This window comes from Vibrio sp. 1078-1, from assembly GCF_033340475.1.
This window is the reverse complement of sequence record NZ_JAWOWM010000009.1, coordinates 74159-90218: the sequence shown is the minus strand read 5'-3', so window position 1 is coordinate 90218 and position 16060 is coordinate 74159. Positions and strand designations below refer to the sequence as shown.

General features: G+C 39.8%; 12 protein-coding genes. 6 read left to right on the top strand and 6 right to left on the bottom strand.

Translation table 11 applies throughout. The features are described from left to right. Positions 1-218: 218 nt before the first annotated feature. The 3 genes from R7190_RS16820 to R7190_RS16810 all read left to right on the top strand — a co-directional run bounded on the left by R7190_RS16820 (position 219) and on the right by R7190_RS16810 (position 2848). Entirely contained in the window at positions 219-1451 is a 1233-nt protein-coding gene (locus R7190_RS16820; RefSeq protein ID WP_193235871.1) for a site-specific integrase, read from the top strand. Positions 1452-1466: 15 nt separating this feature from the next. Further along, positions 1467-1718 (top strand): hypothetical protein, encoded by a 252-nt coding sequence (locus R7190_RS16815; RefSeq protein ID WP_193235870.1) that lies wholly within the window; start codon positions 1467-1469, stop codon positions 1716-1718. Positions 1719-1807: 89 nt separating this feature from the next. Further along, positions 1808-2848 (top strand): helicase RepA family protein, encoded by a 1041-nt coding sequence (locus tag R7190_RS16810; RefSeq protein WP_225452462.1) that lies wholly within the window; start codon positions 1808-1810, stop codon positions 2846-2848. A 102-nt stretch (positions 2849-2950) separates the two neighbouring features. On the opposite strand, the gene R7190_RS16805 is transcribed toward R7190_RS16810, so the two are convergent. From R7190_RS16805 to R7190_RS16785, 5 genes are all read right to left on the bottom strand, one after another. Beyond that, positions 2951-6163 (bottom strand): type I restriction endonuclease subunit R, encoded by a 3213-nt coding sequence (locus tag R7190_RS16805; RefSeq protein ID WP_225452461.1) that lies wholly within the window; start codon positions 6161-6163, stop codon positions 2951-2953. 12 nt (positions 6164-6175) lie between these two features. Continuing rightward, a complete protein-coding gene (locus R7190_RS16800) occupies positions 6176-7318 on the bottom strand; it encodes an FRG domain-containing protein (RefSeq protein ID WP_249054357.1) in 1143 nt (380 codons plus the stop codon). Beyond that, positions 7318-8667, bottom strand: a complete 1350-nt coding sequence (locus R7190_RS16795; protein ID WP_225452368.1) for a restriction endonuclease subunit S — start codon at positions 8665-8667, stop codon at positions 7318-7320. Before R7190_RS16795 ends, R7190_RS16800 begins: the two co-directional genes overlap by 1 nt. Further along, on the bottom strand, positions 8664-10703 hold the full coding sequence (locus R7190_RS16790) for a class I SAM-dependent DNA methyltransferase (RefSeq protein WP_225452367.1): 2040 nt from the start codon (positions 10701-10703) through the stop codon (positions 8664-8666). Before R7190_RS16790 ends, R7190_RS16795 begins: the two co-directional genes overlap by 4 nt. 136 nt (positions 10704-10839) lie before the next feature. Continuing rightward, positions 10840-11181 carry a hypothetical protein gene (locus R7190_RS16785; RefSeq protein WP_029837365.1) on the bottom strand — a complete coding sequence of 114 codons (342 nt, stop codon included), beginning with the start codon at positions 11179-11181 and terminating at the stop codon, positions 10840-10842. Between the two features lie 218 nt (positions 11182-11399). Here R7190_RS16785 and R7190_RS16780 point away from each other — a divergent pair, with 218 nt between their 5' ends. Both R7190_RS16780 and R7190_RS16775 read left to right on the top strand, forming a co-directional pair. After that, positions 11400-12233 (top strand): hypothetical protein, encoded by an 834-nt coding sequence (locus R7190_RS16780; protein WP_225452366.1) that lies wholly within the window; start codon positions 11400-11402, stop codon positions 12231-12233. A 711-nt stretch (positions 12234-12944) separates the two neighbouring features. After that, positions 12945-13430 carry a DUF6795 domain-containing protein gene (locus R7190_RS16775; protein ID WP_047102125.1) on the top strand — a complete coding sequence of 162 codons (486 nt, stop codon included), beginning with the start codon at positions 12945-12947 and terminating at the stop codon, positions 13428-13430. A 692-nt stretch (positions 13431-14122) separates the two neighbouring features. Here R7190_RS16775 and R7190_RS16770 read toward each other — a convergent pair. After that, positions 14123-14686 carry a porin family protein gene (locus R7190_RS16770; protein ID WP_005383742.1) on the bottom strand — a complete coding sequence of 188 codons (564 nt, stop codon included), beginning with the start codon at positions 14684-14686 and terminating at the stop codon, positions 14123-14125. 398 nt (positions 14687-15084) lie between these two features. Here R7190_RS16770 and R7190_RS16765 point away from each other — a divergent pair, with 398 nt between their 5' ends. After that, the gene (locus R7190_RS16765) at positions 15085-15966 is read left to right on the top strand and encodes a LysR family transcriptional regulator (protein WP_005383740.1); all 882 of its coding nucleotides are present in this window, start codon (positions 15085-15087) and stop codon (positions 15964-15966) included. Positions 15967-16060 lie beyond the last annotated feature (94 nt).

Below are 16060 nucleotides of genomic sequence, written 5' to 3'. Positions count from 1 at the left end.
GGGCGTGAATTCACGCCCAGAAAATAAAAATTAATACCTTTAAAAACATACACTTAATATAAAAACCAAATGTTAACAAACAAAAGATATCACCTTGACTTGAAATTTTATAAATAAAAACAACAACTTAATATAAGAAAGATAATGTTTTACGAACACATACTTTCATCTTTACATTAATTGAAGGCCACAAAATCAAACAATAAAAAGGATTATATATGGCATCTTCAAGTGCAACTGCTTGCATTGTTACAAATGAAGCAGTTCATCAGTATAACAACATGACAGATACAGGCTCTAACCCTCTGCTGTTTGAACGCCCTGTACCCAAAAGTCAAAAAACCGTAGAGCCAAAAACATGCTTTGACATTCTCAATGAATATACTGAATACCGATTAAAGCTCGGAAAATCAAAGAAAAAAAACATTTGTCAGGATCATGACATTATCCGAATGATTCTGAATTTTATGGACTTTTTAGATCTCAACGAACTCGACCGTAGTGGTGCCGAAAAAATTGCCAAAGCGTACTGTTATAGACCGAAGAACCCACAGAAGTATCCTGAGCTAGAAGGTTTACAAGGTTTTGACTTAATCGCAAAAAATGAATCACTACGTAAAAAGAAAAAATACATTTCACTAGAAACCGCCAAAGGTCATATCCAAAAAATGTCCACCTTCATGGCTTGGGCTAAATCTCATGGTTATGTATCTGACAATGTTTTTTACAAACTACCTATGAAAAAGTCCACTCAGGTAAAGACGGTATTTCCTTTTACAGAAGAGCACTTATTCAGTATTTTTTCTATGTCTGACTATGCGAAACATAAATACCTACACCCATTTTATTACTGGATTCCAATGCTATTAAGGTATACGGGGGCAAGAATGAATGAAATATGCCAGTTGGTATATTCTGATATTGTGATTGCTGATGGTATTTACTGCCTAATAATCCGTGACGCCCTTGAAGATCAAAGTGTAAAAACAGGGAAAACTCGACTAATACCTATACACAATGAGCTATTAAAGAAAGGTTTCATTGAGTTTGTTAACTCTAAGGAAAGTGGCCGCTTGTTTCCAGAACTAAGTTTTGCTAATGGCTATTATTCACCAATGGTGTCTAAGTGGTTTGCACGCAGACGAAAAGCATTAGGCATAGATAGTAAATATAATGGTTATTCGTTCCGCAGGAGCTTTATTAATGAGTTAAAGCAGAAATTAGTTTCAAAAGATATTGTTGAAAGCATTGCGGGGCATGAGCATGGAGAGAGGCTAAACGCACTATCTAATGAACTCGTTAATAGTGTTGTTGGACTACCGCACAATTCAGAGTCATTCGATACCTATAGTTATCAATATAGTCCAAAAATTCTGGCTCCAGCAGTCAACATGATTGATACGTCTCATACAGAGAATGTACTTCCTTATTTTTCTTTTTTAAATTACTAATCAAGGGGTGATTTAATGAACAATGACACAAACCGTGAACCTGATGGTTATACCTATAACTCTAGAAGAAATATCCGCACTAATGATCGTATAGAACAGTTGTATCGCGATCAAGATGATAATTTTCTTGCCTTTATTTATTGTGTTGAATACAAAAACTCAGAAGGTAAATGGTGGCAGGCAGGTTCTCGTTGGGCTTTTAACTCTCTTGATACAGCCTTTATTTTAGATAATGGATTTAGAGAATTCCCAAACACATCTAAATAACCTTCTAAACACTTAAATAATCACGGTTATTCACCTTAACTTTTGGGTGAGTGGTTTCGCTCACCCATAATTTACCAAAACGTTATTCTATGAAAGAAAATACTTTATCATTACTTAATTCATATTCTATTAATAATAGCCTAGAAGAAATAAAGAAAGATGCCGACGAAAACATATTTATTTTTGATCGACTAGTTTTAAAAGGTCAATCAAACATCCTTTTTGCCCCACCAAACGCAGGTAAAACTCTATTAATGTTAAATCAACTAAAACAAGCCTATGCTACTGGCTTTCTTGATGGGTTATCTATTTTCTATGTTAATGCAGACGACTCTCAAAGCGGGGTCATCGAAAAAACAGAGGTGCTATCTGCCATTGGGGTTCACACTCTCGTGCCCGGATATAAGAAATTTAAAACAGATTCACTGTCACATATATTAGGTGGATTGACTGCCGATGATGATGCAAAAAATGTTGTGTTAATCGTAGATACTTTAAAAAAATTCGCAGACACGATGGACAAGAAGAACATGCGCAATTTTGGAATTAAGGTGAGTGAATTTATACTTAAAGGGGGTACATTCATAGGGCTAGGTCATACAAATAAAAACCGAGATATGAACAACAACCTTATTTACTCTGGCACATCTGATCTTATTGAAGACGTCGATTGTATCTATATGATGGATATAGAAGAAGAGAAAAAGAGTTTAAATGGTATACAAACTAGGTACATAAAACTGATTAACCAAAAGTTACGCGGAAATAATGCGTTAGAGTTAACCTTCTCTTATGAAAAATCAGAAAAAATGTCCTACTCGGAAATGGTAGATTCCGTTTGTCGTATTGATAGTGATACTTACTGTAAAGACAAGCTATTGAGAGTTGAGGAAAGTCACTACTCTAATTACCTCAATAAGTATAGCGATGCAGTTTCACTAATTACTAAGGTACTAAGTGCCAATGAGATGGATAAAACTGAATTACGTGATCATTTAATACAACAGACTAATTATGGGCGTGATAAGTGCATTGAAATCATTGATAAACTTTCGGGAAAGCTAATTGATTTCAAGTTAGGTGGAAAAACAGGACGAAAAAAAATCTATTTTCTTATCACTACCCCCTAACTATTTTACTCGTTTATTACGTTCATTACGTTTATTTAATAAACTGAAAGAACGGAATACCCTAGATAAAAGCCAGTGCTCCTCACTGGCTTTCCTCAAAAACTAAGCTTGTGGCTTACCCAAACCCTTCATCAATACATCAAACATCAGCCCAGCAAAGCCTTTCGCAACAGCCTCATTAGATAGAAGTTTCATTGCCATCTCATTATGTACGTCCATACTCTCGATAATGGCGTTGTTGATCGATTCTGGGAATTGCCCAAGCATCGCTTGTTCTTTGGTGTTGCTGCGGATCTGATCCATCACCACTTCATTTTCCGAGATCTTGCCTGCAATAGTATTGGCATAATTGAGCATATCATTTTCAGACAAACCATCTTCAATAAACAAATCGTTCATTCTCTGGATAATCTCGTTAAGTAGTTCAGTTTTTGGATCTTTCGGAACGGCACCAGTGCCTTCTTTCGCGGCTGGCAAGTAAGGCTTTGGCTCTTCACCAATTTTCACGCCAAGCTGTAGATCGGCTTCACGCTGCTCGTGTAAGCGATAATGTGTCATTACCACATCGGATAAATCAATTTCATCCTCAACCACATCAAGGCGAAGCAGTGGATAAAGATGTTTAGCGAAGATACTCAGCTTTTCCAGATCATAATCATCAAAATTGACGATCTGAGACGTAAACTCGTAGAAGCGATAGAAAGAGATTAAATCTTTCTTGAACACTTCCAGAATATCTCGTGCTTCTTTGGCGTGTTTGACGCTGTTTTCCGCAAACTTGATTTTCTTGTCGTTCTGCTCAATTTTCGCTTTTGACAGTTCCGCTTGTGCGGATTGAAGCACTTGTGTCGCTTCTTTATAGCGAACAGAGAAACGATCAACGGCAGGTTTGCACACATTGGCTAATTTAGCTTGGCTCGCTTGCTTGTTGTTATACGCCTCAACAAATGCCTCAACCTCTCGCCACTGGTAAATGCCAACCTTATCCAACTTCTTCATCAGCTCATAAACGATGTTTGGATCGGATACACCTGCCAACTCTGCGGTTTGGAAGTAAACCTTAAACTCTGCCAAAATTTCTTCAGGATCATTCACAAAATCGAGCACAAAGGTTTTGTCCTTGCCTTTGTAGGTACGGTTTAGCCTTGAAAGGGTCTGTATACACTCAACGCCTTTTAATGGTTTATCGACATACATCGCTACTAATTTCGGTTGGTCGAAACCAGTCTGGAATTTATTCGCAACCAACATCACCTGATAATCTGTGGTATCAAATGCTTTACGCATATCACGACCACGCAGATTAGGGTTCATATTATTTTCAGTGAAAGGGTGATCAGATAAATCAGGATCATTTACTTCACCTGAAAAGGCCACCATGGCATTGACGTTGGTGTAACCTTTGTCCTGCACGTATTTTTCAAAAGCGAGTTTGTATCGCACTGCTTCTAATCGGCTACTGGTAACAACCATTGCTTTTGCTTCACCGCCCAGCAGATGTTTCACTTTCTCGTTAAAGTGCTCAATGATGGCTTCCACTTTTTGAGCAATGTTGTACGGGTGCAAGCGAACCCATTTCGCCATTTTCGAAGCTGCTTTTTTACTGTCCACCTCGTGATCTAAATCTGGGTTGTTGTGCGCTAATTGGTAAGCAACTCGGTAACTGGTGTAGTTTTGCAGAACATCCAGAATAAACCCTTCTTCAATTGCTTGGCGCATTGAATAAACGTGGAATGGTAACGGCTTATTGGTGTCGCTCGCTGGCTCATCGGTATTTGGTCTGCGACCAAACAGCTCTAATGTTTTCGCCTTGGGTGTAGCGGTAAAAGCAAAGTAGCTGAGTTTGTTTGAGCCTTTACGAGCTTCCAGAGATAAACGCAGCATATCTTCACTGTCCAGCTCTTCATCACCGTCCAGTTGCTCCGCCATGAGCACTTCACGCAGTTTGCGAGCGGTTGTTCCTGTCTGGCTGGAGTGTGCTTCATCGGCAATTACAGCATAGCTTCGGCCTGCGAGGGTTGAGTCTTTACGGATCGCCTCTAAAACGTGTGGGAAGGTTTGAATTGTCACGATAATGATTGAGGTACTTGCCTTTAGCTCTCCTGCTAATTGGCTAGATTTAGAGCCTTGTGCCTCTTCTCGGTTAACACGAGCAATCATTCCTTCGTTATGGTCAAACTGATAAATCGTGTCTTGCAACTGGCTATCCAGTACCGTTCGGTCAGTGATGACAATGACGGAATCGAAAACCTTATCCCCAGCTTGTTTGTTTAGCTCAGGATGATCGGTGTAGTAATGCTTAGAAGCCAATTGGTGAGATAGCCACGCAATCGAGTTTGATTTACCTGAACCTGCACTATGCTGAATAAGGTATTTATGCCCTGTGCCTTCACTATCCACCGTTTTAAGAAGCTTAGAGACGACCGCCCACTGGTGATAACGAGGGAAAATCATCGTTTCTTTTGACGTGATTGAACCGTCTAGGTGTTCAACGTCTTTCACTTCAAGATGAATATAACGGCTTAGGATTAGCAGCAGGTTATCTTTTTGGAAAATCTCATTCCAAAGGTAAGACGTTGCGTAACCACCATCTTCAGGAACATCATTACCTTTACCACCTTCACTTGTGCCTTGATCAAACGGTAGGAAAAAGGTTTTCTTGCCATCTAAGCGAGTGGTCATTGCGACATTGTATTGGCTCACGGCAAAGTGAACCAATGCACCACGCCTAAAGGTTAATAACGGCTCTGGTTTACGAGTTTTTGGATCTTTCGGCTGCCTGTCCTTCATATACTGGACTTTAGCGTTATCAATCGACTGTTTAAACTCAGATTTAAGCTCGCAGGTAGCAACAGGGATACCATTGACAAATAGGGTTAAATCTAAACGCCCATCATAGCCGTTGGGTGAGTAAACCAGCTCTGGCACGACTCGCAGAATATTTTGCTCATAACGAGCGGTTGCCGTTGAGTTTAAGTCGTGATCAGGCTTGAAACTGCAAAGGTCAAACTTCGCACCACGGTTATTGAGTTTGTTCCGCAAAACCCACAGCGTGCCTTCATTTTTTAGCTCTTGTTCTAATGACTTGAGTAGAGCATCAGCCGTTGCGTTTGGGTTACGGTCAGTGTCAGGAAAGTGCTGCGCCAGCTTATCCCATTGCTCAGGCTGTGTTGCTTTCACAAAAGCAATCACATCTTCAGGGTAAAGTGCCAACTCTTTGTTGTACTTGTTCGACTCGCCCAGCAACCAACCGTGAGACTGCATTTGGTCAAGGATGTCGTTTTGGAATATTTTTTCTTGTGCCGCATCTGACATTGTTTAGTCCTTTTATACCATATCCACAGTTCTTTGCTTTAACTGATTGAAAATGTTAGTTGAAAACTGCTCTGCAGCATCATCTTCAACAAGTAATTTCAAAGCAATTTCGTTATGAGCATCCTGACTTTCGATAATCGCCTTTTCCAGTAGGTCGGGGTAGAGTCCCTGTTTCGCTCGCTCTTCAGGGTTGTTTTTTATTTGCTCTAGAAGGTCTTCATTTGCCATCAAGCGATCAACAATAACAGTGTGGTAAAGTGGTGGAATTATCTCATCAAAATTGATTGAATCATCATCCTGTGGTTGCACTTTTATCTTAATGTTTTTCTTTAAGAAACTAGCAACATTGTCAATTTCAGGAAATAGGCTTGCTTCCGAGATAGATAGAGTAGCAAGTTCTTTTAACAGACTCTCTTTAGACCCTTTGGGGATCGCTATATGCTTAACATCAGGACGGAAATGCTCTGGTATGCGGGTGGAATCTGTTTTTCTATTGCCCATACCAAACAAAAAGAATGCACCGCTCTGCTTGACTATTCTTCGGTTATCTAGCTTTGGTTTTACACAAATCACAGAGTGAAGATGTTCTTCTTTAATGTGAGGTTTGAAGTAAGGCTTTTCCGCTTGAATCGAGTGAAGAAAGCGCCCTTGCTCCTCAGGATTTGAAAAATCAAAGTTTGCTTCTGCCCTAGCTAAGTTACTTACAACTGACACAGTATCACTGTTGAAATACTTAATTTCATCATTGGGTACTTGGTAAATTAGCACCTGTCCATTTTTTGCATTTGTGTCCCTAGATGTCTCAGGGATTAGTGTGCAACATGCAAAATAGAGTGCGACCAAAGGATTGCTTGTGATATCAAGCAATCTTGTAGGTAAGCCATAGTGTTGCATTTTCACCAAAAAATCGAAGGTTGATACACAATCTTTAAACTCTTCAGGACACTGCGTCACCAAGTTATGGAATAACTCAGCTTCGTTTTCAACATAACGACTTTTCTTTGAGTCATCATTTTGGTATCTGAAAATAGTGGGCAAAGGTGTAAAAGCATCAGAAGCGTGACCACGATAAAATAGTGTGTGGTCATCTTTTACCTGTATTTCCGAGCAAGCTGCGATAAAGTGCGCCAGAGATTTGATGTTTTTTACCGCCACTACTTTAACTCCCAATCACGCACGTCAATCTTGCCTGTTACTGCTGCTGAAATCAGGGCTATTTTGCGTTCTTTCATAAGTTCAATAGCGGAGTTTGCTTTTATAATTAGCGCATCAAATTGTTCTACCTTTTTATCAATTTCGTTTAGTAAGGAGGCTATTTCGTCTTCATCAGGTAACACAATTGGTAAATTACCTAGATTTTCCATTGATAAATTTGGTTGAGCAGCTTGAACTGCTCCCATCCAAATGATGCGTTGAGCAAATTCAGTTGAAAGCCAAAGAGTAATTAACTTTGAATATATTGCTTTTTTAGGACGAATGAAGCTTACCGCTTGATTTGTATTTGCAGGTAATAGATCTTTGGTCAAAATTGATGCTTTACCAGTTGTTGCTCCCGCAATAATTACTAAAACATCATTTTCTTGTAATCTACTTCTTGATAGTTGGGCATCTACCTCTTCAGATATATAGAAGGTCGGAGATGGATTAACAAACAGCGATTTACCAATGTTCTCTCCTTTCAAAAAACGAATTCCTTCATCAATAAAATCTCCTCCAATTGTGCTCGGAGTTGTACCTTTTGATATTAATTTAGCTAAGTTTTTTACTCGACCTACTGTCCAGTGCTCAGGCACTTCACCCAACCACTCCACGCCAGAATATTTCATTGGTGCATCTGGGTTAAGCCCTTTAGTCACCGCGTGAGAAATCACCGCTTGGCGCTTTTCTTTTAACAGCTCAATCAGCTTTTCTTGTTTGTCGATTAAAGTGTCGATATTGGCGGTTTCGTGATCGAGGAAGTTGGCTATTTTTTGTTGTTCATCTATTGACGGAAAAGGTAAAGGAAATCCTTTAATATCCGCTGGTGAGATATGTGGAATTGCAGGATCAGTTTTAACAAGAGCTACCCACACTTTGAAAAGGTTGCTACTTATAAGGTGATAGAGGTACTTATAATTTAGTTGTTCATCAGTACGTAATCTGGCTACACGTTGGACTAAAAGCAACGGTAAATCATCTCTTTGTACTAATGTATGGTTTTTGCCAACTTTTGAGCCATCCATACCTATTAGAATGTCTTTCTCACACAATAAGTATTGCTTAATATCATTGGAGATTACGGGCCAATATCGGGTTTTGTCTCCCCAACGCAACATGCCTTCAGTGACATTATCGCCTCTGACAAGTTTGATGCCACTATCAAAGGAAAAATGCTCACTTTTGAATGCAAAACCAGTAATAAAGTCAATATGATGACCTACTCGCTTAATCCCCCAATTTGTTGGTATCTCTCCAATCCAATTGAATCCTGAATCTTTATATGAGCTGTATTTTGCAAATTTCACGAGTGCACCTCTTGCAGCAACTGCATAATCTCAGCCGATACCGCATCTAAATCCGCATCAATCTCTTCTAATGCTCTCGGTGGTTCATACACATAGAAATGGCGGTTGAATGGGATTTCATAACCGACAATACCAACCTCACCATCTTTAGGGTCGGTCTTGCTTTCATCAATCCACGCTTCAGGGACGTGCGGCAGAACTTCACGAGCAAAGTAATCGGCAACTGTTTCAGTTAATGGTACGTTTTCGTTATCACGTAAGTCTGGGTTGGCTTCAATCTGGCCTTTTGCTTTACATACTTCGGCTTCGTCATCGTGCTCACTAATATGTTTCACGATAAGTTTTAGTTGAACTGCGCTGAGTTTGACTGCTGTCAGTTTGGCTTTTAATTGCTTGAGGAACTTATCACGAGACAAGTATTTCTCTTGCTCAAAGGAAACGAGCGCATCAAGGATGGCTTGTTGTGTGGTTTCATCCATTTTCGCCCAAGCTTTGTCGGCTTGCAGGGCTTCAAGGCGTAGTTCGTCTTTCGGGTAAATCGCTAATTGAAGAGGACGCTCAACGGTAATTCTACGGTAGCCAAATTCTTTGTAGTCAAAGATTTTACTAAACGAGTTTTCAGCAAACTGACCGTAGGTTTGAACGATGGCATCAATCGCCTCAGGTGTGAGTTCTTTACGTTTACTGCCTAGGGATTTACGCATTGCTGCATAGAATACATTTTCATCATTTCCTTCAACTTCACCGCCACCACTGCGACCACGACCGCCAGTTTTAGCTCGCTCTTTTGAAGCGTTGATAAGTTGAACCTTACCTTTGCGGTTAGCTGGCTTGTGAGAAGATAAAACCCACACATAAGTCGCAATGCCTGTGTTGTAGAACATATCGGTAGGAAGAGCCACAATTGCTTCAAGTAGGTCATTTTCCAGAATGTAGCGTCTAATTTCACTTTCACCGCTACCAGCGCCGCCTGTAAAGAGTGGCGAACCATTCAAAATAATGCCAATACGTGAACCGCCTTCGCTTTGAGGACGCATTTTGCTGATCAGGTGCAGCAAAAACAGCAATGAACCGTCAGACACTCGTGGTAAGCCAGCCCCAAATCGACCTTCAAAACCTTTTTGAGTGTGCTCATCATTGATTTGTTTTTGGATCTTTTTCCAATCCACACCAAACGGAGGGTTTGACAGCATATAGTCAAACCTTTCGTTGCGGAGTTGGTCATTCGATAATGTATTCCCCAGCTTGATGTTATCGACCTTCTGCCCTTTGATCAGCATATCCGCTTTACAGATAGCGTAGGACTCAGGGTTTAGCTCTTGACCAAATGCAGACAAAGAGGCTTTTTCATTCAGCTTATGAACATACTCCATACCAGACGATAAAAATCCACCTGTCCCAGCGGTAGGGTCATAAATTGAACGCACTAAGCCAGAACTGGTTAGCTCTTCTTCATTGGTGAAGAGCAATGAGGTGGTCAGCTCAACAATGTCTCTTGGGGTAAAATGTTCCCCAGCGGTTTCATTACTGGACTCCGCGAAGCGTCTGATCAACTCTTCAAACACTAAACCCATACCATAGTTACTGATGGTATTCGGGTGAAGGTCGGTGGTCGCAAAGCGTTTTGCAACTTTGTAAAGCAGATCCGCTTCTTCGAGTTTGTCAATGGTGTTGAAAAAATCAAAATGCTCGAAAATCTCACGCGCATTAGGGCTGAACGACTGAATGTAGCTCTCTAGGTTACTCGCTACGCCTGTTTCACCAAGGCGGTTTAAATCCATTTTTGAGGTGTTGTAAAAGCTTAACTGCGCTGCGTGGGTGAGCAGTTTATCTTGCGCCTCTATCGGCATTGCTTTTACTGTTTCGTATTTTGCCAGTACATCTGGTTTTGTCGCTTCAAGCACACACTCTAAGCGTCTTAGCAGTGTGAATGGGAGAATGATGCGTCCGTATTGCGATTGCTTGAAGTCACCACGTAGAAGGTCAGCCACCGACCATAAAAACGCTGCTGTTGAAGAGAAATTGTTGTTAGTCATTATAATCAGCACATTGAATATGAAAAAATTGTGCTGATTGTACCTCACCACTCTCCAAGTCGCAGCGACATACAACAAAAAAGCACCTATTACAGGTACTTTAAATGAGAGATCATATTTTAAACAACGCTAGTTCTTAGCCTTTGTAAGGCGGAGCTGCATCAATTATATACCTAGCTAACAACTCCAAAATATCATTTACTCGCTTTTCGCGTTCTTGCCTAAGCTGCTTAAACGTCGACATATTCAGCTCAACAAGCTCGCCATCAACTGTGGCTTGAAGGTTGAACGAGCTTTCAGCAAGCTGCGTAACCTTCTTGATCCAATTCAGTTTAGACAGGTTTTCAACACTATTACTGTCACTCACGAAACCTGCTAGTTTCGCTCTTTCAATGACTTGGTCTAAAAGAGTTGTAGACTCGAATTTCTCCAATTCGATGATATAGCCGATCAAGTCGGACGAAGGAAGATTATCCATACTGTTTATTAAAATAGTAAAAAGTATTTATCTCTATTACAAATTTGTACCGGAATTTTTTAGGGGGGAGTTAAGAGGGGGGAGTTCCCCATTCTTGCCAGTGGATAACATTGCGAAGCCGTTGTCCTATCTGGAACCTGCCATAAATAACAAAAATAACTCAAAGGTTATTTGCAAATACAAAAATAAATTTCTATGTTTATAAAAAATAGAGATTCATGCTTAAAAACTGGACTGTAACAACACAACCCGTTCGCCTCGCTTCTGACGGCATAATGATGCGCGAACGTTACCTGCTAAACGCCAAACACGCCAACCACAAATGCACCGAAGCACTCATTTCGATCTTTGGTTGCGGAGAAACATCCCACCGAATTGCTCTAGCAGGCGAAAAATTTAGGCTTGAACAACAACTCAAACGCAAAGGCGGGCGGCCGCTCTCTAGCTACGCCATGGAATATTGTCTTACGTTACCAAAAGGCTACAGGCCCACCGCTGAGCAGTGGCAATCCATTGTCAAAGATTGCTGTCTAGCACTCGCAAGGCTTTGCAAACTGAATAAATCAGAGTTTGCACAATACAGACAGCAAATTCGGGCTGTATTGCACCAGCAAGCTCAGGATGACAACAAAGGTAGTGGCGATCATGTGCACCTTATCATTGGTAAGGTTGTTGGCGGTAAAGTTCTTAAAGAACTACAACAAAAGCAAGCAACCAAAATTATCAAACTAGCTTTTAATCAATCAGTTCTCAAACATATTGGTGTTGACTACCGCACCTATGTCCCCACAGAAAAAGAGAAAGGACGTCGACTCTCCACTTGGCAATACCAACATCAGAGAGCTACTGAAGCTCTAGAAATTGAAAAGCTAATTGAGAAGATGCAAAGTCAATTCGATAAGTGGTTAAAAGCCAAAGAAGAGCATAATGAAAGACAAGCTCGGCGCCAACAGAACAGGTTGGTAAAAAACTATGAACAATTGAGGCTGTACTCACCCAGCACATCGCAGTTAGATAGAGTTAAAGTCATCAAAGATCAATTAAATAACTAGAACATGATTGGATGCCAGTTCAACTCCCAAGCGAGGAGCTGAACCGAAACCAACCTTGAAGCCATGAAAAAATGGTACTAAGATGCGGTACTAATTGAATTTCATTGAAAAACACAAACAACCTAAACCAATAGAATCAATGACTTGAAAAACGCGAGGGGTTCAACTCCCGCCAGCTCCACCAAACGTTTGGAAAAGGCCACCTTCGGGTGGCCTTTTTTGTATCAACTAAAATAGTCTCTTTTTTCAAACATTCATGCTTTCTGAAATCTTACTACATAGATTACCGCATACCTTTGGCCCATGTAGGTTTACAAACTCGTTGAGTATTAATCAGTAAACAAGAAGTTCATAAGTACTAATCAAAAAGGCAGAGAGCATGGTACTAAAAGCCCTGCAACTTAAAAGTTTTCTGCTTACCTATCCTTTCTAAGAGATAACTAGATCTAAGTCTAAAGCCTATACTCATCTCCCTCGATGAATTGATTGATGCATTCATTGTTAGTCCCTACTCGCTTGTTTCATTACAACTCTATCGATGTAATGACTACAAATAGTAGTTACAAAAAATAATGTAACTCTAATTACAAAATTAACCTTAGATATTGAATAGAAACACAACATATATAGATTTTTAAATTTCAAAATGAAAGTATTGTTGTGAAAAATTAAGTTGCTGGAATTATTACCGTCATATTAGTGAGCATTGTAATGAATTTTGAAGAAAGTAAATTGAATGACGAACACGTTAATCAATACACACCGAAAATCAATGGTGTGTTAACAAAGAAAGGAAAACCACTTAGTAGCCTGAAGGTTAGCCTTAGTATTGGTTTAAGCACCTCAGGGAAATCAATAGACTTATCAACATTCACAGACAGTACTGGTCGCTTTGAATTTTCTCCAGTCTATGAAAATAAAAACATCATAAGCACTCCTCTTATTGAGCACTATGTAACTATTGTTTTAGTCGCAGAACTCAGTAATGATGAAAGTACTATTATTTGGGAAGGAAGCTTTGATGGTTATAAAATAGAGGATTACGTAAAAAATAACATGGCTAACCTTTCTTGTGACACTGAGAACCCTCTTAAGTACTTTGCTTTTTCAATTGATGATGAAGAAAACGATGACTACTACGTGAACAGTCAATGTAACTTATTTGGTTATATAGACTCTGACTTGTATGGAAATTAAATAATGCACTCATGATGCAACTCCAGTTCCTATGTCTCCTCTTTGGCCATTTACTCACGGTGGTATTGAGTATCGGCTAGATGGAAGTTCTGGCATCTACTTCTGCGCTCATGGACTAGGAAAAAAATCTGTTCCGGGTTATGTCAATACCGCTACAAGTAATGAGTGGTCGGCACTACAACCCAAATCTCAAGCTTACCTAGAACGCAACGTATTTCTTGACTTCAACAATAGATATAATGCTCGGATGACTGATGGTTGGGTAAGTAAAATAGTCTCTTCAATTTTGACCTTATTAAGAATTTCAGGTCTGGGTCATATAATACAACAAATAGCAACTGTAGGCCTTACTGCTTGGGATCAACTAGCTAAAGCTATGGCGTACATCTCAAAACTAAAAAACGAGTATACAGAACACGTTCGCGGTATTTTAGGTCACATGAATGTAATGTCAGGTAGCGCAGCGATCGACCTATCGAGTATTACTTATAGAGTGATAAAACTTTGTTTTTCGAGACTAGTAAGAAGGTTAGATAGTCATGTTAGAAATGCTCTAAATATAGTAGAGTGACAGTAAAAGGCACGAACAATTATTCTAAAAAACGCTCTATTATCCTCAACTAGATTGAGTTCAGAAAAAGCGAAGCTATTTAGGCTTCGCTTTTTATTAGGGCTTAGAGTTGTTAACAATATTAAAATCTATATTCCACACCTAGTGATGCTTGGTTAAAGTCTGTTTCCGTGTTTGCACCGTTCGCGACATTCTCCGCATTGAGTTCTACGTCGTACCACATATATTCTGCGTTAACTAAGAAGTTATCAGTAACTTTAAAACCCACACCGGCACCAGCGAATACACCTTCATCATCTTTGTTGCCTTGGAAGCCCGCAACGTCGTAATCCGTCGAGTACCACATTTGACCGCCTTTTGCGTAAAGGTCGACACGATCAGCAATAGGGGCTGTAACTTTTAGTGCTGCGGTGTAACCGTCCGTTTCGGCATTTGCTAGGTTATTACCATAGCTACCGAAATCAATGTAACCACCTTCCAACGCTAAGTAAGGATTAAAACGGTAACCAACTAAACCTTGAATAACATCGCTGTCATCATCAAAGTCATCTTGTCCATCAACTTTTAAGTAACCGTAGTTGGCGCCAACATATACACCATGATCGTTGGAGTCCGCAGCATGTGATAAAGTACTAAACGTTGCTAAAGAAAAAAGGCTAATCAAAGTAACAACATTGCTTTTCATTTCGTTCTCCTAATATAAGTTCCATTGAAGGTTCGAATAGTAAAGAGCAAATGCAATGCCAACTTTAAATTAATGAAAAATATATTTAATTTTATAGAATACTGACAATCCTCTAAAGAACGCCGAACAAAAACAGAAAAAAAGATCTGTCTGTTTACTTTATATAAACAATACTAAATTGAGGTTAATCGATGATGTGAAAAAGATTCTTGTTAATTTGTAGATTTTTCAAAGAAATTAAATAAACATCTAAAATACTCTTGTAGATTAATCAGTCAAAAAACGCTTAGCTAGTTTTTATAAGAAAGGAAGCTAATCACACATACGTTGCATCTTACTTTGCTTCAAGCCGTGAATACTCTACTCTTTGCCTAAGCAGAGTTTAATGGAACTGAAGTATGTTAAAAGGCAGTGAATACCCTTCTATTCGAGCATTAAGGACGTTTGTCGCGGTCTCTAATTACCTCAGTTTCTCTAAAGCAGCGGATGCCCTATGTATTACGCAAAGCGCAGTAAGCAAACAAATCGCATCGCTGGAGCAATTGGTGGGTTTACCTTTAATACAAAGAAGGGCGAGTGGTATTGAGTTAACCGAAGAAGGCAAGCGTTATCTGCCGCAAGTCACAGAAGCTTTGGAGCTTATTCAGCATGCAACTGCCAACTTAATCCAGTCAGATTCAAAGCAAGAATTACTCACCGTGGACGTAACCCCTTCTTTTGCCAGCCTTTGGTTGATACCTAATATTGATGACTTCCACCAGCAACATCCTAACATCCGAGTAAGAGTCTGTACCGGGGATGGGAACGTCAAAGATTCGAGCAACGAAAGTGACTTACATATTCGCTGCCTTCCATTATCCACACATTATGAATACAGCCACTTACTGTGCGAAGAAACATTGTTATTAGTCGGTTGCACAAATGCTCCTGCAATTGAGAGTGTGCACGCTGTTAGTAATTATCCGTTTATACCTCAAATCACTCGCCCTCAGCTATGGGAGCAATTTAAAACTGTCTACACTGTAGAATCTCCCGTTACCTATCAACCTGTAGGCGTCGAACATTTTTACCTAGCTTGCGAAGCTGTCAGAATGGGAAAAGGGCTCGCCTTGCTTCCTGATTTTATGGCGCAGTATTCGATTTTAAGAGGGGACATTCAGCATGTTCTCAACCTAACTTTACAGAGCGGTTATGGTTATTACGTGATGATTCCAAATTATCGACTTTCAGCTAAAAAAGTAGTGGCATTTCACGAATGGCTGAAGAGCAAGCTAAGTTAATGTTGTTTCTTTAAACTCGTTTAGGTAAACCAAAACAACTCAAAGACTTCGGTATCTGTCTGCTCAAATTTATGGCATTCTCATCCATACTATT